Origin of the sequence: Dinghuibacter sp. (assembly GCF_035492835.1) — a bacterium.
GTDB lineage: Bacteria > Bacteroidota > Bacteroidia > Chitinophagales > Chitinophagaceae > Dinghuibacter.
The window spans coordinates 1-16387 of sequence record NZ_DATJIY010000198.1; the positions used below are offsets into that span (position 1 = coordinate 1).

At 61.3% G+C, this 16387-nt stretch carries 11 protein-coding genes; 6 read left to right on the forward strand and 5 right to left on the reverse strand.

The genetic code is table 11. The features are described from left to right. Positions 1–189 precede the first annotated feature (189 nt). The gene (locus VL547_RS18760) at positions 190–1209 is read right to left on the reverse strand and encodes a glycoside hydrolase family 53 protein (protein ID WP_325580765.1); all 1020 of its coding nucleotides are present in this window, start codon (positions 1207–1209) and stop codon (positions 190–192) included. A gap of 109 nt (positions 1210–1318) precedes the next feature. On the opposite strand from VL547_RS18760, the gene VL547_RS18765 reads away from it, so the two are divergent. Continuing rightward, a complete protein-coding gene (locus VL547_RS18765; protein WP_325580767.1) occupies positions 1319–5308 on the forward strand; it encodes a hybrid sensor histidine kinase/response regulator transcription factor in 3990 nt (1329 codons plus the stop codon). Here the strand turns inward: VL547_RS18765 and VL547_RS18770 are convergent. From VL547_RS18770 to VL547_RS18780, 3 genes are read right to left on the reverse strand one after another with little or no spacing between them, the layout of a single operon-like run. Continuing rightward, the gene (locus VL547_RS18770; RefSeq protein WP_325580769.1) at positions 5305–6036 is read right to left on the reverse strand and encodes an arylesterase; all 732 of its coding nucleotides are present in this window, start codon (positions 6034–6036) and stop codon (positions 5305–5307) included. The genes VL547_RS18765 and VL547_RS18770 overlap by 4 nt on opposite strands. Beyond that, positions 6036–8537, reverse strand: a complete 2502-nt coding sequence (locus VL547_RS18775) for an ABC transporter permease (RefSeq protein WP_325580771.1) — start codon at positions 8535–8537, stop codon at positions 6036–6038. The genes VL547_RS18770 and VL547_RS18775 overlap by 1 nt, the downstream gene beginning before the upstream one ends. Further along, complete coding sequence (locus VL547_RS18780; protein ID WP_325580773.1) at positions 8534–9199, reverse strand: ABC transporter ATP-binding protein; 666 nt, start codon at positions 9197–9199, stop codon at positions 8534–8536. The genes VL547_RS18775 and VL547_RS18780 overlap by 4 nt, the downstream gene beginning before the upstream one ends. Before the next feature lie 81 nt (positions 9200–9280). Between VL547_RS18780 and VL547_RS18785 the strand changes: the two genes are divergently transcribed. Together VL547_RS18785 and VL547_RS18790 are read left to right on the forward strand one after the other, a co-directional pair. Further along, complete coding sequence (locus VL547_RS18785; protein ID WP_325580775.1) at positions 9281–9838, forward strand: hypothetical protein; 558 nt, start codon at positions 9281–9283, stop codon at positions 9836–9838. Between the two features lie 39 nt (positions 9839–9877). After that, positions 9878–11029 carry a serine hydrolase domain-containing protein gene (locus VL547_RS18790; RefSeq protein WP_325580777.1) on the forward strand — a complete coding sequence of 384 codons (1152 nt, stop codon included), beginning with the start codon at positions 9878–9880 and terminating at the stop codon, positions 11027–11029. Here the strand turns inward: VL547_RS18790 and VL547_RS18795 are convergent. Continuing rightward, positions 10983–13400: an ABC transporter permease gene (locus tag VL547_RS18795; protein ID WP_325580779.1), complete on the reverse strand. Its 2418-nt coding sequence runs from the start codon at positions 13398–13400 to the stop codon at positions 10983–10985. The two genes, VL547_RS18790 and VL547_RS18795, sit on opposite strands and share 47 nt — an antisense overlap. A 106-nt stretch (positions 13401–13506) precedes the next feature. On the opposite strand from VL547_RS18795, the gene VL547_RS18800 reads away from it, so the two are divergent. From VL547_RS18800 to VL547_RS18810, 3 genes are all read left to right on the forward strand, one after another. After that, positions 13507–14532, forward strand: a complete 1026-nt coding sequence (locus VL547_RS18800) for an LLM class flavin-dependent oxidoreductase (RefSeq protein WP_325580781.1) — start codon at positions 13507–13509, stop codon at positions 14530–14532. Positions 14533–14543: 11 nt separating this feature from the next. Continuing rightward, complete coding sequence (locus VL547_RS18805) at positions 14544–15545, forward strand: type I glyceraldehyde-3-phosphate dehydrogenase (protein ID WP_325580786.1); 1002 nt, start codon at positions 14544–14546, stop codon at positions 15543–15545. 126 nt (positions 15546–15671) lie between these two features. Continuing rightward, the coding region (locus VL547_RS18810; RefSeq protein ID WP_325580788.1) for an ABC transporter permease at positions 15672–16387 on the forward strand (716 nt) is incomplete at its 3' end.

A 16387-nucleotide genomic window follows, 5' to 3' on the forward strand; every position in this document is an offset into this window, starting at 1 on the left:
GCTCGGTTCTCATGGTTATAGGTATTGCGCGGCAAAGGTACACCGGCGCGCAGAGAAGCGCAAAGAAAGTCTCGGTCGGGGGGCCCGGCGGCCCCCACCCGCGATGCTGGTTCCGGCGTCCCGTCGGAGTCGGAAGGGAAAGCGGCGGGCTGACCGATCCTTGAAGGTTTATGACTGAAAGGCGAAGGTTTATTGTTGAAAGGCGTTCAGCGCGGCGGTCGGCTGACCGTTATTGCCAAAGGCGCCGAGTCCATAGCCCTGGAAGTTGTTATAGCACTCCGGTTCCCAGTAGAAAACGCCGAGTCCGCCGGACACCGATTTTGTCCTGGCGATGATGTCCCTTAAAAAGGCTTCGGTGGACCCCGGGGCGTCCTCTTCCATCCCTACTTCGCATATCATGATCTCTTTGCCATACCGGGTGGCCATGTCGCGCATGTTGGCGACGCACTGGCTGTCCAGGGTCGGATAGTTGGAGGTGGAGGGGTACAGCGACATGCCGATGACGTCCCAGGAAGCGCCACCGGTCTTGAGACCGTCAAACAACCAGCGATAGGTAGCGTTGTCGTAACCGTTGGCCATGTGGACGATGACCTTGCAACCGGGGAAAACGGCCTTAACGGCGTTGTACCCCGAGGTGACCATGGCGGCGAAATTGTTCATGTTGAGGGAGGCTTCGCCGTCCGGCCAGAGCATGCCGTTGGAGACTTCGTTGCCGACCTGCACCCAGTCGGGGGTGATACCGGCGGCTTTCAGGGTATCGAGGACGTGACGGGTATAGCTGCCCAGGGTATCGATCAGGTCGGCGGTGGCGAGGCTTGCCCAGGCGGCGGGTTTGGCCTGGTGACCCGGGTCGGCCCAGGTGTCGCTGTAGTGGAAGTCGATCAGGACCCTCATGCCTGCGGCCGTCGCGCGGCGCGCCTTGGCCAGGAGGTCGGCGGTGCCGCACCAGCCATCGGCGGGGTTTACCCATACCCTAAGCCGGATGGCATTCATCCCCAATCCCTTGAGCAGGGCGAAGAGGTCCTGTTGGACCCCCTGGGTATTATAGAACAAGAGGTTCTGCGATTCCATCTGGGTCACCCAGCTGACGTCGCCGCCGCCGGAAAAGGCGGTGTCGGTGGGGTTCGTTTTTCCGTTCGAAGACCCGCCCGACTTTGAGCACCCGCAAACCAGACATATAATAATACAAGCAGCCGCTAACCGAATCATGAGTTGAAAGTACGGCAAAGGGACGGGGAGGTTTTGCCCGGACGTCCATTTTTGTTGTTCAGGTGTACATTTTGGCACGGTGGCGGGTCAAAAACGTTATTTTTAGCGCATGTGGAGTCGTGTGCTTGCGTGTATGCTGCTGCCGGCCGTTTGCCTGGGCCAGGCGCCCAGCCTGCCCTTCCGTCACATCGGATACGAACAGGGACTTTCCAACAGCACCATCGAATGCATTTTCCAGGATAGCCGCGGGTTTATCTGGATCGGGACCCGGGACGGTCTGGACCGGTATGACGGCAGTGAGATGACTGTGTACCGGAACCGGGGCGGGGATACGTTGTCCCTGAGCGACGATTATGTGCGCAGCATCGCGGAAGACGGGGCGCACCGGCTGTGGGTCGGGACCTCCAATGGCTTGAATTGTTTTGACGGGGGGGCGTTCCGGCGGTATGCCATCGGGGCGGTGAACGCGGTGTGCGTGGATGCGCGCGGCGCGGTGTGGGCGGGGACCGAAGGGGGGCTTTACCGCATGGCGGGGACGCGAGGGGCGGGCGCGACGGGCGGCGCGGGCGGCTTTTCGCCGGCGGGGCTGGCGGGGACGCACGTGTATGCACTATTGGCGGGCGGTGACGGAGAGTTATGGATCGGTTGTGAAAAGGGGTTGCTGCGCTGGGGGGCTGCCGAGCCGGTGGCGGCTATCCCACCGGTGACGTCGATCAGGGCGGACCCATCGGGGGACCTGTGGCTGGGGACGGAGGGGGATGGTTTGTGGGTGTACCACGGGGGCCCTAATCCCGGCGTGCACGCCTACCGGCATGTGGACAAGGACCCGTCGAGCCTGGGGGGGAATATGATCCGGAGCGTGCTGGTCGATCGCGAGGGGCGGCTATGGGTCGGTTGTATCAATGGGGGGCTCAATTTGTTCGAGGCGTCGCGGGAGAAGTTTTTTCATTATCAAAACGACCCGCTCGATCCGACGAGCCTGTCGCAAAGGACTGTCTCGGCGCTCTTCGAGGATAACCAGGGGAACCTTTGGGTGGGAACGCATCGCGGGGGGCTGGACCTGTATATGCCCGGCGCGACGAAATTCCGGAGGAGCGGCGCCGGGCTCACGAATAAGGACGTGCGCGCGTTCTACGAGGACGCGCGGGGCAACATATGGATAGGTACCGACGGCGGCGGTCTCAATCGTTGGGACCCGCGGACCGACCGGTGGGAGGCGTATCGGTATGATCCGTATAAAAGCGCGGGTCTGAGCTCCGACGCGGTCCTCGATATCCGGGAGGACCGCCATGGGCGGTGTTGGGTGTCGACGTGGGAAGGGGGCCTGGACTGGTTTCACCCGGAGACCGGGACGTTTACGCGGTATGTGCACCGGGCCGGCGACACCAGCTCGATCAGCTCGAACTATGTACAGCAGACGTTCGAGGACAGGAAGGGGCGGTTGTGGGTGGCTACGTATTTCGGGGGGCTGGACCTGATGGACCCGGCGACCGGGACATTCCAGCGGGTCCCTGGCGACGCGACGGGAGAAACCCAGGTATATGGCAACAACATCGTGTCGCTGGGGGAGGATGCGCAGGGCAACGTCTGGGCGGGTACGGATGACGGCGGGCTGAACCGTTGCGACCTGAGGACGGGGCGGTGGTCGCACTATTTTACGCACGAAGGGAAGGCGCCGGACATCCGCGTGATCTTTACGGATCACCGGGGGCGGTTGTGGATCGGACAGGCGGGTCTTTTTTTGTACGACCCGGTGCGGGATACGTTTACCTGTTATACGGACAAGGGCGGGCTTTCCCACGAGTTCATAAAGGGGATCACGGAGGATGGGCTCGGCAACTTCTGGATATCCACCGGGGGTGGACTGACCTGGTTCAACCCGGATACCTATGACGTTATGTCTTACCAGCGGGGGGAGGAGTTTGAGGCCGGCGCCTATCTACAGACAAGGGCCGGCGAGATGCTGTTTGGGGGAACGAACGGGTTTAATGCGTTTTTCCCGCGGGATATACAAAGGAATCCTTACATTCCGCCGGTCTATATCACGGGGTTCCAGGTATCAGGCAAACCGGTCGGGGTGCGGGACACGCTGCGGCTGACGTACCGGCAGTCGACGTTTTCGTTTACGTTTACGGCGCTCAACTATTCGGCGCCGGAAAACAACCAGTACGCCTATATGCTGGAGGGGTTCGACCACGACTGGCACTACATCGGGGGCGAGCACAAGGCTGGCTATACCAACCTGGACCCGGGAACCTACACCTTCCGGGTGAAAGCGTCCAACAACGACGGCGTCTGGAACGAGCAAGGGGCGCGGCTGCTGATCGTGATCGCGCCGCCTTTCTGGAAAACGGTCTGGTTCGGCTCGCTGGTACTGCTGGCGGTAGCCGGGGGCGCCTATGGATTCTATCGCTTCAAACGCAACCTGGAGCTGGAGCGGATGGAGGAGCGCAAACGGGAAGAGATCCACCAGGTGCAGCTGCAGTTCTTTACCAATATTTCGCACGAGCTGCGTACGCCCCTGACGTTGATCCTCGGTCAGGTCGAGAAGCTCTTCAAAACCGACGCCTCCCCCACCCTGCGTCACTACTATGCCTCGATCCGGCGGAACGCGGGACGGCTGATGGGGCTAATCAACGAGCTGATGGACTTCCGTAAGCTGGAGACGGGCACGCTGACGCTGCACGTGATGCCGGGGAGGATGGACCTTTTTCTGGAGGAGATCGCGGGGGAGTTCCGGGATTGGGCGGGGGAGAAAAATATACGGTTCAGCGTAGACACCACGGGCTTCTCTCCGGGTGCGCCGGCGGCGGCCTGGTTCGACCGGCAAGTGTTGGAGAAGATCGTTTTGAACCTTTTGCATAACGCGTTCAAGTACACCGACGCGGGTGGAGCGGTCGTTTTGCAGGCGCTGACTTCCTTGGAAGGGTTTGCGCCGTCGTTTGCCAACGAGCTGTTGGTGAAAAACGAATACCGGGGCAAACGGTATTGTTACCTCCGGGTTGCCGACACGGGGATCGGCATTTCACGGGAGTCGATCCAGCACCTCTTCGAGCGGTATTACCGCATTTCGGAGTCGCACCTCGGATCGGGTGTGGGATTGGCCTTTGTGCGGAGCCTGACGCAGCTGCACAAGGGGGATATTTTTGTGTACAGCGAGCGGTACCGCGGGACGGAGATCATCGTGGGGATCCCTTGCGGGGAAGAAGACTATACCGCCGCGGAGCGCTGGGTCGCCGGTGCAGCGGGACGCGTGCAGCTCGAAAGCATACGCGCGGAGGTCCCGGAGGAGCCCGGCCCGCCGCGGCTGGACGAGGCGGCGTTCTCCCGTGAGGCGGTTTCCGAGGCGCCCCTGATCCTTATCGTCGAAGACAACGCGGAGCTGCGCGAATTCCTGGCGGATACCTTCCAGCCGTCCTATCGCGTGACCACGGCGGTGGATGGAGAGGACGGCTGGGCGTCGATACAATCGTCGCCGCCGGACCTGATCGTGAGCGACGTGATGATGCCGCGCATGGATGGCGTGACGTTGTGCCGGTTGGTAAAACAGGACTTGACGACGAGTCACATCCCCTTCCTGATGCTGACCGCCAAAAACGACGCGCAGCTCGAAGGGGTGGAGAGCGGGGCCGATCACTATTTCACCAAACCGCTGAGCATGGACGTGCTCCTGGCGACGGTCCGGAACGTTTTTCACCGGCAACAGCGGCTCCGGGAGAGATACCAGCGGGACTACCAGGTACAGGCGCGGGAGCTGGTGCACTCCCAAAAGGACAAAGCCTTTATGGACGCGCTGCTCGAGACCGTGGAGGCGCAAATGGTGAATCCGGAGCTCGACGTAGATTACTTGTGCGGCCAGCTCGGTATGAGCCGCACCCGCCTATACCAGAAGATCCGGCAGGTCACCGGCCAGTCGATCGGCGAGTTCGTGCGGACCGCCCGGTTGAAGCGCGCGGTGCACATCCTGCTGCACGAGGACGTGCCGTTCACGGAGGTCATGTACCGGGTCGGGATACAAAGCCAGTCGTATTTTACGAAGGCATTTAAAAAAGAATTCGGGAAGACGCCGACGCAGTTCCTGCAGGAGGCGCGGCGCTAGAGCATTCCCTTCAGGACAGCCCACACATTTTCCGCGACTATCTTTTCGCCGGTTACATTGGGATGGATACCATCTCCCTGGTTGAGGGATGGGACGCCGCCTACGCCTTGCAACAGGAAAGGCACGAGGGTGGCGTTGTTTTTTTGCGCGAGCGCGGGGTATATCTCCTTGAAGGTCGACGTGTAGGCCTGGCCTAGGTTCGGGGGGACCTGCATGCCAAGCAGGAGGAGCTTGGCGTTGGGGTAGCGGGTGTGGACGGAATCCAGGATGGCCTGGAGGTTGGACCGGGTGGCGTCCAGGGGGAGGCCGCGGAGGCCGTCGTTGGCGCCGAGCTCCAGGACGAAAATGTCGACGGGTTGTTTGAGGACCCAGCCGATGCGGTCCAGGCCGCCAGCGGAGGTTTCACCGCTGTTGCCGGCGTTGACCGCGGTGTAGGGCAGGCGGAGGGAATCGATCCTGGCCTGTATCAGCGATGGGAACGCGTCTTGTTCCGAGGGGAGGCCATAGCCGGCGGTGAGGCTGTTGCCGAAGAAGAGGATGGTCTTACCGGTCCCAGGGGCGGGTTTCGGGGTCGCAGCGACGGCGGTGGAGTCGGCGGCGCCGTTGTGCGTCGCCTGGCCGCACCGGGAGAGCAAGAGACCGAGGGCGATGAGCAGGACGGCCATCAGCAGGACCAGGAGGGCTGCGCGGCGGCGGGGGATATATCGTTGAGGGGCGTGCATGGGCATTATACTTCGTTACGTAAGACTTCGAGGGTGGACCGGTTGAGGACGCCACGGCTGTTAAAGAGACCGATGCCCATCGTCAGGAGGCACACCAGCCCCAACAGGGCCAGGGGCTGCCAGTACCCGATCGCAAAGGTTAGCTTGAACAAAAACCGGGCCTGGAGCCAGCTGGCGGCCAACGCCAGTAGGATACCGGTGAGCCCGGACAGGAGACCCAGGAAAAAGTATTCGAGGGCGTTGATGCTGAACACAAGGCGGCGTCCGGCGCCGAGGGTGCGGAGGAGGACGCTTTCCTGGATGCGTTGGTACTTGCTGTTGCGGACGGACGCGATGAGGACGATGAGACCGGTGACCATGCTAAAGGCCGCCATGAAACTGATGACGTAGTTGATCTTGTCGAGCAGCTCGTCGAGGACCGAGAGGATGAGGCTGAGGTCGATGACGGAAACCGTCGGGAACCGTCGGACGATGGCCTCGCGGGCGCGGGCGGCGACCGCGGCGGATGGGGTGCGGGTCAGCACGACGTGGAACTGGGGCGCCTGCTCCAGGACGCCGGTGGGAAAGACGACGCGGAAGTTCGTCTGCATGCGGTTCCATTCCACCTTGCGGAGGCTGCCTATGATGCATTTGACGGGGGCGCCCTGGACGTTGAAGACAACGGTGTCGCCCAGCTGCAGACCCAGGTTTTTCGCCCAGCGGTCGTCAAAGGAAACCGCCGGGACCGCGGCCGCCTGACCGGTCCAGCGCCCGGCGGTGACGGTCTCGGTATTGGTGAGGTGGTCGCGGTAGGTCACGCGGAGCTCTTCGCCAAAGGCGTGCTGGAGGTGGGGGTTGTCCGGGTAGGCGTCGCCGTTGACCGAGGTGAACCGGACGGTGACGATGGGCACCTTCTCGACGATGGGGAGGCCTTGCGCGCGGATCAGGGAGTCGAGGGAGGCCTGTTGTCTGGCCTGGATGTCGAAAAGGATCATGTTCGCCTGGCTTTTGCTGCTGGACAGGACGAGCTGGTGGACGATGACCTGCTGGATAAACAAGAGCGAGCAAACGAGGGCGGTGCTGAGACCGATGGAGACGACGAGGATGAGGGTCTGGTTGTTGGGCCGGTAGAGGTTGGCAAAACCCTGTCGGACCGCGAAGCTCCAGGAGGTCCGGGTGACGCGCTTGAGTACCGTCATCAGCAGCCTGGCCACGAGCGTCAGCAGGCCGAAGGCGACGATGAGCCCGACGGTAAAGGACAGCGTGGGTCCCAACTCACGGAGTTGTATAAACGTAAAGCCCGCGACGAACAGCAGCACCAGCCCGTACACCAGCCAACGCCAGGGATCCCGCACACGCGGGCCGGATTCATAAGATGAGCGGAGGGTATAGAGCGGCGTGATACGCCGGATGGAGAGCAGCGGGAGCAGGCCAAAGACGAGGGCCATGACGAGGCCGAGGGCGAGCCCCTGCCCTATCGCCGCCCACGACAGGGCGGTGTGGATGGTGAGCGGGAGGACGTCCTTCAGGACGCGGGGCAGGAGTTGCTGGATGCCGATGCCGGCGAGCGCGCCGAGCATGGCGCCCAGGAGGCCGATGCCCGCGACCTGTATGAGATAGACCTGGAAGGACTGCCGGATAGTGACGCCGAGACAGCGCATGACGGCAATGGTGGCCGTTTTCTCCCGGATATAGATCTGGATGGCGCTGGCGACGCCTATACAGCCCAGCAGCAGGGCCAGGAAGGCGACCAGCGACATGAAACGGCTCAGGTCGGCGAAGATGCGGCCGGTGCTTTCCTTTTTGTCGCTGATGGTGGTCGCGTCAAGCCCGGTCTGCTCGAGCGTCGGCTGGGAGGCCTTGACGAGCGCGTCGGCGTCGGTGTGGAGCTGGAAATAGTACAGGTAACGGGTACGGCTACCTACCTGTTCGAGACCGGTGGACGCCATGTCGTCGAGCGGTATCATGACGACGGGGGCCATGGTCGCGGAAAAGCCGTTCCCGCCGGGATAGTTGTCGAGAGAACCCGCGATGCGGAAGCGGCGGTTACCGACTTGTACGGAGTCGCCCACGTGAGCGTGGTATTGGATCATGAGCGACTTCTCGACCAGGGCCGCGTGGTCCGTTTGGAATTTTGGCGCGGCGCCGGCGGGCGTTGTCTCCAGGTCTCCATAGTATGGATAGGCCCCGTGAAGGGCGCGGATCTGGGTGAAACGCGTGTCGCCCGTGCGGGTAAAGAGCGCCATCGAGCCAAACTGCTCCTCCTCGGAACGGTTGGCGGTTTTCTGCAGGGAATCGAGGAATTCCTGTCCGGCCTTACCCGGTTTGTGGTTGGTGGCCAGCTGGAGGTCAGCGCCGATCAGCGAGGCCGCCTGGTCGTCGACGTTCCGCTGGAGGTCGTATCCAAAGGAATAAATAGCCACCAGAGCAGCGATACCCGCGGTGATCGAGCCCATGAACAAGAGCAGCCGGGAGCGGTTCCGACGGCTGTCCCGGTAGGCCATACGGAAAATCCAGGGGAGGCTCATACCAGCTGCCCTCCCTTGATCCGGATGGTCCTTTGCGTTTGCGCGGCCAGGTCTGGATTGTGGGTCACGAGCACGAGCGTGGTCCCGATTTCTTTATTGAGGCCAAACAGCAGTTGTACCACCCGTTCGCTGGTCTCCGCGTCGAGGTTGCCGGTGGGCTCGTCGGCGAAGAGGATGCTGGGTTGGTTGGAAAAGGCGCGCGCCAGCGCCACCCGTTGCTGCTCCCCGCCCGACAACTGGACGGGGTAATGGTGGGACCGGTCCGCCAGGCCCACCCGGTCGAGGAGCTCCATGGACCGGGGCCGGGCGTCGCGCTCCTTACGCAACTCCAAGGGTACCATGACGTTCTCCAAGGCAGTGAGGCTGGGCATGAGCTGGAAATTCTGGAAGATAAAACCCACCGAGCGGTTCCTGATGGCGGCCAGCTCGTCTTCGCTCCGGACGTTCAGGTGTTCGCCGGCCAGGATAACGTCCCCCGACGTCGGCCGGTCCAGGCCGGCGCAAATGCCCAGCAGGGTCGTTTTGCCGCTGCCGGACGGGCCTATGATGGCATTTGTAGAGCCCGCGTCGAACGAAAAGTTAATGTCCTCTAAAACGGTCAGGGTCTTGCCCGCGCTCCGATAGGTTTTTCTTAGCTTGCGGACCTCTAGGATTGACGTCACGAAAATGGGTTTTCTTTCGGAATTTACGCTAAAATTAAACGTTTGGCGTTTTATACACTCTAAATAACTCAAAACCCTACTATGAACCGTTTGACATGTGCAGTATTGGTCTCGATCACTTTGTTCTGCTCCTGCGCCGCCCACAAATCCTATTTTACCTCCGACGTCCGGGCCCGTCTCGAAAAAAACCATATCGCTCCCGAAAAGCTCCAGTTCTATATAGACCGTAACGTGGAATTGCGCCGGGAAGTCGCGTCCCGGGACGCCAAGGTGACCGATGGGAAGATCAAGCTGGTCAACGGGAAATATGTCAACATCATCAAGCTGAAAAAGGGTACGCCGGGCGTTTGCACCGGTTTTTATACGGCGGCGATCAACGTTTCCTTTGAAAACGGCGCCGGTCAATACCTTCCTTTCGCCGTCCCCAACTATAACAACGTCTATACCATCTTCACCCAACCCTGGATCAACGGTACCGGGAAGGTGATGTACGAGGGCAACGCCTATTTCGTTCAGCCCAACGGGATGGATGCGCGGTTGCTGATCGACAAGAGCATACTGGATAAATTCGAGGTCAAGTCGCGGACGATGCACGGGCGTCGCGTGGAAAGCGCTTCGGATACGACGGCGGTGCGCTAGAGGCGCGTTGCGGTACGCTAAAGGCGTATATTTGAAGGGATGAAGCGCATCCTTCCATGGCGGCTGATGTGCTGGCCGCCGTTGCTCTGGCTGCTGTGCTGGCAGCCGGCCGCGGCGCAGGGCCCGGCCGATTCCACGCTGAAGCGTCTCCGGCTGGTCAACCTCGTCGTGGGTATCTACGATAGGGGTCACATTTCCACGGCGGGCTTTGGCGGTATTGTCGCGGTCAGCGACGTCGTGCCCGATGGGAATACGCCGTACGAGATTGCCTCGATCACCAAGACGTTTACGGCCTATTTGCTCGCCCGGGCGGTGATCGATGGCAAATTGCGGTTGTCCGACCCGGTTACCTCGTATCTGCACGGGTCTTTTCCAGGTCTGGCGGGCGTCACGCTGCTGCAGCTCGCGAACCATACGGCAGGATTGCCCAAGTTCCTGCCACCGCTCGACCGGTCGGCTTTACGCACGCCCGCGGACGCGGCATCGTACCCGGTGATTACTCCGGCGGCATTTTTGGCGGCCCTTCGACAGTTCCACCCGGACACGCTTCCGGGTACGCGATACGAGTATTCCAACGCGGGTATACAATTGCTGGGGTTGGTCCTGGAAAAAGTGTATCACCGCACCTACGCGCAATTGCTGAAAAAATACATCACGGAGCCGTTGCATATGCATCATACCGGGCTCGACGTGCCGGACTCGGTCGCGGGCGCCGGGCAGTATGACGAGAATGAGCGGCCGATGCCGTATATGCATTTCTGGGACGAGCTGCCGGCGGCGGGCTCGATCAAATCCACCGCGGCGGACATGGCGCTGTATCTGCGGCTGTGCCTTGACAAATTAGACCCCGCGGTGCGGTTGTGCGAGACCGTTACCTTCCGTCAAACGGGCGAACACGGGGCGGACATCGGGCTATGCTGGTACGTTCGTCACTCGGCCACTGGGGAGCTTGAGGTGCTCCACGGGGGCGGTTCGCTTGGCAGCACCAGCATGTGTCTCCTGCTGCCGGAACGCGGCATAGGCGTGGTTTGCCTGGCGGGGAACGCCGGGCCGGGAATAGAGGATGCGTTGTTGCAGCTCGCGGAGCGGAAGGCGCTGGCGCTTATTCCCGGGGGCCGCCCGCTCACTCCTGGGGCCGGCCCGCTCACTCCGACCGCAGGCTCGTCACCGGGTTCGCCCGGGCGGCCCTGAACGCCTGGAGGCTGACCGTGACGAGCGCGATGGCCAGCGCCACGCCACCCGCCAGCGCAAACATCCACCATCGTAACGGCACGCGGTATGCGTAGGATTCCAGCCAGCGGTGCATGGCCCACCATGCCAGCGGCGTGGCCAGCGCAAAGCCCAGCAGGACGGGTTTGATGAAGTCCCCGGACAACAGCCGGACGATGCCCATAACGCTCGCGCCCAGCACCTTCCGGATGCCGATCTCCTTGTTGCGTTGTTCGGCGCTAAAGGCGGCGAGACCGAAGAGACCCAGACAGGAAATCAATATGGCCACCAGCGCAAAGGTGTTGATGATACCCGCCAGCGTAAGGTCCGCCTGGTATTGGAGCTGGACGTCGTCGCTGAGGAAACGGTAGTCGAAGGGCTCGCCGGGGAGGTCTTTTTTCCAGATACCCTGTATCTGCGCCAACAGCGCGCCATAGTCGCTCGTGCGGACCTGTACGATGAGGTCGGACAGCGTGCTGCCCCAGCCCTTAAGGCCATCGGGGCCGCACCAGAGCATAAAGGGTTCCACGTCCTCGTGGAGCGAGCCGAAGTTAAAGTCCTTCATCACCCCCACGATGTCGATGGGTTCGTTGTTCTGCGGGACGAGCCGCCCGCCCGCCGCGGTGGCGGGGTCCAGCCCCAGCTTGCGGGCCATGGTCTCGTTGATGATAACGCCGCCCACGTCGGTACGCCGGAAATCGCGGCCGCCCACCAGCGTGATACCGGCGGTCTTTACGAAGTTCTCGTCGGTGATGTAAAATTTCGCGTCGACGGCGCTCGCCACGTCCTTACCCGGCGGATAGAAGGGCCAGTCGTTGACGACGGGCTGGCTCGGGTAGTTAGTGGATTTGCTGACACCCTGGACCGTCGACAATTGCCGCAGGTCGTCCATGAAGCCGTCCATTTTAGCCCGCGCCTCGGCGTTCCGGAAAAAGAATATCAGGTGCTGGTCCTTGTCAAAACCCAGGTCTTTTTGCTGTACGTACCGCAGCTGGCTGCGGATGACGATGATCCCGGACACCAGCAGGATGGAGAGCGTGAACTGGAAGACCACCAGCCCGCGGCGGATACCCGCGGCCGATATGTGGCTGCTGAAGTTGCCTTTGATGACGCGGACGACGCGGAAGGCCGCCAGGTAAAAGGCGGGATAGCTACCGGAGACAAGACCGGTGATGGCGACGAGCGCCGCGAAGATGGCGGCGGTAACGAGGTCCGGTTTGGGGTGGACGTCCGCGCCCGTTATGTCGTTCAGCCAGGGCAGCGCCAGGTACAGGAGCGGCAGCGCCATAACGGTTCCGATCAGGGCCAGCAGGAACGACTCGCCGAGGAACTGCCGGACCAGGTCCCCCCTACCCGCGCCGAGCACCTTTCGGACGCCGACCTCCTTGGCGCGCCGGGACGCCCTTGCCGTGGACAGGTTCATGAAGTTGATACACGCGATCCCCTGCACGAGGAAGGCGATCGCCAGGAGTATCCGGAGGAAAACGGCGCCCGTCGTCGCCGACATCTCGTGTAGGACGCCGGTGGTCGTATGGATGTCCGTAACGGGCTCAAAAACCAGGTGCTTGGTCATCCCCAGTTGTTTCATTTCCTGGCCGCCATGTTGTTCCAGCCAGGGCTGGAGACGGGATTCCAGCTGATTCGTATTCGTACCGGCCCTTAGCCGGACGTAGGTGCCGACGATATTTTCGCCGCCCCAGCGCTGTACGGTATAGACATACTTCCCCATCCCATTGCTGTTCATGGTGACGAAGATATTGGCGTGGAGGTGAGACTTGCCCAGGCTTTCATCGACGACACCGGCGACGAGGAAATCCTGTTTTCCATAGGTATTATCGATGGTAATCACTTTGCCGACGGGGTCCTCGCCTTTGAATATCTTGTCGGCCGTGGATTTCAGGAGGACGACGGAAAAAGGCTGCTTAAGGCCGTCCGGGGAGCCGCTCACGAAATGGTAGGAGAACACGTTGAAAAAGGTGGAGTCCACATAGTCGAGGTCTTTTTCGTATAGGGCCTGGTCTTTGTATTTTATCAGGTGATCCTTTACGCCGAACAGGTTTGTCTGGAGCACGCGCGTGTATTGTTCCACCTCCGGGAAGTCCTCCTTCATCTGCGGGCCGATGGGCGGCGAGGCCGTGCCGTTGACAAAGGCGTCGCCGGACATCGACATCCGGCTGTTTATACGATAGGTATTTGCCGGCAGCTGCCGGTCGTAGCTGAACTGGTCTTCCACGTAGGAGACGATGTACAGACAACAGAGCGTCCCGACGGCCAGCCCGATGACGTTGATCGCGGTGAACAGTCGGTTTTTCCGGAGGTTGCGGAGGGTCGTGAGGAAGTAGCTTTGGAACATGGTTTGCTTGCCGCCAATCGGATGCCGGAGTGTACCGCATTGGTTTTTAGGGCGTTTGTGGTTCGTCCGGTGTACGGAAACGGACAATTGGGCGTACATTGCATACATGGAACTAGGTCTGAGCACTTTTGGAGAAATCGCCACGCAGGCCGACGGACGCCAGCGCGTGCAGGAGCTGATCGAGGAGGCCAAACTGGCGGATGCGCTGGGGTTGGACGTGTTCGCGTTGGGGGAGCACCACCGGCCGGATTATGTCATCTCCGCTCCGGAGATGGTGTTGGCGGCGATGGCGGCGGTGACCACGCGGCTGCGGTTGTCGAGCGCGGTGACGGTGCTGTCTTCGGCGGACCCGGTTAGGGTGTTCCAGGACTTCGCGACGCTCGACCTCGTGTCGGGCGGACGGGCGGAGATCATGGCGGGACGCGGGTCCTTTATCGAATCGTTCCCGCTCTTCGGGTACGACCTGGACGACTACGACGCGTTGTTTGCGGAGAAGCTGGAGCTGCTGTTGCTATTGCGCTCGAAAGAGGTTGTTTCCTGGAAGGGTAAGTTCCGGGCGCCAATCCCGAATCTGGGGGTGTATCCGCGCCCGGTCCAGTCGCTATTGCCCGTTTGGGTGGCGGTCGGCGGCACCCCGCAGTCGGTGATCCGCGCGGGGGCGCTGGGTTTGCCGCTGACGATCGCGATCCTGGGGGGTATGCCGCGGCAATTCGTGCAGCTGGTGACGCTCTACCGCGAGGCGGCGCGGGAAGCGGGGCATGATCCCGCGGCCTTGCCATTTGCCGTGAATGCGCATATGTATATCGCGGATTCTTCCGGGCAGGCGGCCGATGAGTTCTGGCCGACGTATTCGGCGCTCATGAACCGGATCGGGAAGGAGCGCGGGTGGCAGCCGCTTTCGCGGCATCACTACGACCAGCTGCGTAGTCCCCAGGGACCGTTGTTGGTAGGAAGCGCCGAGGAGGTGACCCAGAAGATCATTTATATGCACGGGTTGTTCGGGAATACGCGGTACCTGGCGCAGATGATTTCCGGCGGGATTACGCACGCGCAGCAGATGCATTCGATAGGATTGTTTGGGGAAAAGGTGGCGCCTGTCGTTCGCGAATTAGGCTTACCTTTAAAGACCTAAACACTATAACCGTGAAAAATATCGCGTTGCACGGCTTCGGCCGGATCGGTCGCCAATTCCTGCGGATCGGTTTACAGAGGGGACTTACGGTCCCCGTTTCTATTTCGGACATAAAGGATGAACATACGCTGGGGGCGCTCTTCGCGGTGGACACCAATTACGGGCGCTGGCACGAGCCGGTATCCGGCGCGGACGGGGCATTGGTGATCGGCGGGCGTCGTATTCCCTATATCAACGTCTCGGGCGGGTTGCCCGACTGGGGCAAGCTCGGCGTCGACCTGGTCGTGGACTGCACCGGCCGGGCGACACAACGCGCGGGTGCGCAGGCGCACCTCGACCGGGGTGCGAAGTATGTGCTGGTGAGCGCGCCGCCAAAGACGTTGGCGGATTGCGACGCGGTGTTATTGAAGGGCATCAATCTCGAAGTTTTTGACCCTTCACAGCACCATATCATCAGCATGGGGAGCTGCACCACCAACGCCCTGGCCGCGCCCATCAAGGTGATCCTCGAAAACTTCGGTATCCAGTACGGGCTTTTTTCCACCGTACACTCCTATACGAATTCACAGTCGCTCACCGACCAGCCGATGAAGGACCTCCGGGATTCGTGGGCCGCGGCGGAGAACATCATCCCGTCTTCTTCCGGCGCCGCCCGCGCGCTCAGCTTTATCTGGAAGGACCTGAAGGTAACGGGGAAGGCATACCGCGTGCCGACGCGGACCGGGAGCATCGCGGAGCTCAACCTCGTCACACAAAAGGAGTGCACCGTCGCGGAAGTGAACGACGCGTTCCGTGCGGCGGCGGCATCCGGGCCGCTACAGGGCGTCATGGATGTGCTCGAGGGTCAGTGGGCGTCGTCCCGGATCGTGGCGGACCCGCATTCGTCGCTGATCGATTTGCCGCTCACGGCGAAGGAAGGCGGGTTGCTGTCAGTGGCTTCCTGGTATGACAATGAATGGGGGTTTACGTCGCGGCTGGTGGAGGTGGCGGCGGAGATCGCGGGGAAGATGTAGGCGGTTGTCGCGGGCGCGGACGGGCGGTGTATCGAAAACGGACGGCTCTTTTGGGGCTTATCCTTCATTTTCAATTAGTTGCGTTTGGGCATACTTTTTACTCCGAATACGTTCGGAGGCCCCATTATGATCCGCAACTATTTCACCATCGCCTGGAGGAACCTGGTTAAGAACAAGGTTTTCTCCCTCATCAACATCCTCGGTCTGACCATCGGCATCACGGTATGCCTGATGATCTTCGTTTTTATCATGAACGAGTTTTCGACCGACGGGTTCCATAGGAATGCCGACCGTATCTATAGACTGCGGCGGGGTTTTACGGTCGAGGGCGTTCAAAAGAACGCGGTGTGGGTCTCCTACCCATACGCGCCCACGCTAAAGAACGACTTCCCGAACCTGGTGGAAAAAGCGGTGCGTATACGGCCCGACAACGACCTGTTTACGATCGGCGACCGGGCTTTCAACGAAACCGGGGTGTATAAGGTGGACAGCGATTTTTTCCGCGTTTTCTCCTTCCCTCTCGTACGCGGTGATGCGGGCACGGTGTTGCGCGAACCGAAGAGCGTGGTGCTGACGGAGACCACTGCCAAAAAATACTTTGGCGACAAAGACCCGATAGGGCAGGTCCTGGAGATGGACAAGCGGATGTCGCTAAAGGTGACGGGTATCGCGCGCGACGTCCCCGCCAATTCGCACCTGACCTTCGACATGGTGGTGCCGCTGGCGGCGGAGCACAAGGATACGTCAACCGACTCCTGGCCGAGCAACGGTGTCTTTACATACCTGCTGTTGCGGCAGGGGACGGACCCCCATTTGCTGGAGCGGCAGCTCCCCGCCTTTAT

Bases quoted from the DNA above. Each gene is read 5' to 3' on its own strand.
- VL547_RS18775 (WP_325580771.1), bottom strand. From the start codon at position 8,537: ATGAGCCTCCCCTGGATTTTCCGTATGGCCTACCGGGACAGCCGTCGG.
- VL547_RS18795 (WP_325580779.1), bottom strand. From the start codon at position 13,400: ATGTTCCAAAGCTACTTCCTCACGACCCTCCGCAACCTCCGGAAAAAC.
- VL547_RS18770 (WP_325580769.1), bottom strand. From the start codon at position 6,036: ATGCCCATGCACGCCCCTCAACGATATATCCCCCGCCGCCGCGCAGCC.
- VL547_RS18760 (WP_325580765.1), bottom strand. From the start codon at position 1,209: ATGATTCGGTTAGCGGCTGCTTGTATTATTATATGTCTGGTTTGCGGG.
- VL547_RS18785 (WP_325580775.1), top strand. From the start codon at position 9,281: ATGAACCGTTTGACATGTGCAGTATTGGTCTCGATCACTTTGTTCTGC.
- VL547_RS18800 (WP_325580781.1), top strand. From the start codon at position 13,507: ATGGAACTAGGTCTGAGCACTTTTGGAGAAATCGCCACGCAGGCCGAC.
- VL547_RS18765 (WP_325580767.1), top strand. From the start codon at position 1,319: ATGTGGAGTCGTGTGCTTGCGTGTATGCTGCTGCCGGCCGTTTGCCTG.
- VL547_RS18790 (WP_325580777.1), top strand. From the start codon at position 9,878: ATGAAGCGCATCCTTCCATGGCGGCTGATGTGCTGGCCGCCGTTGCTC.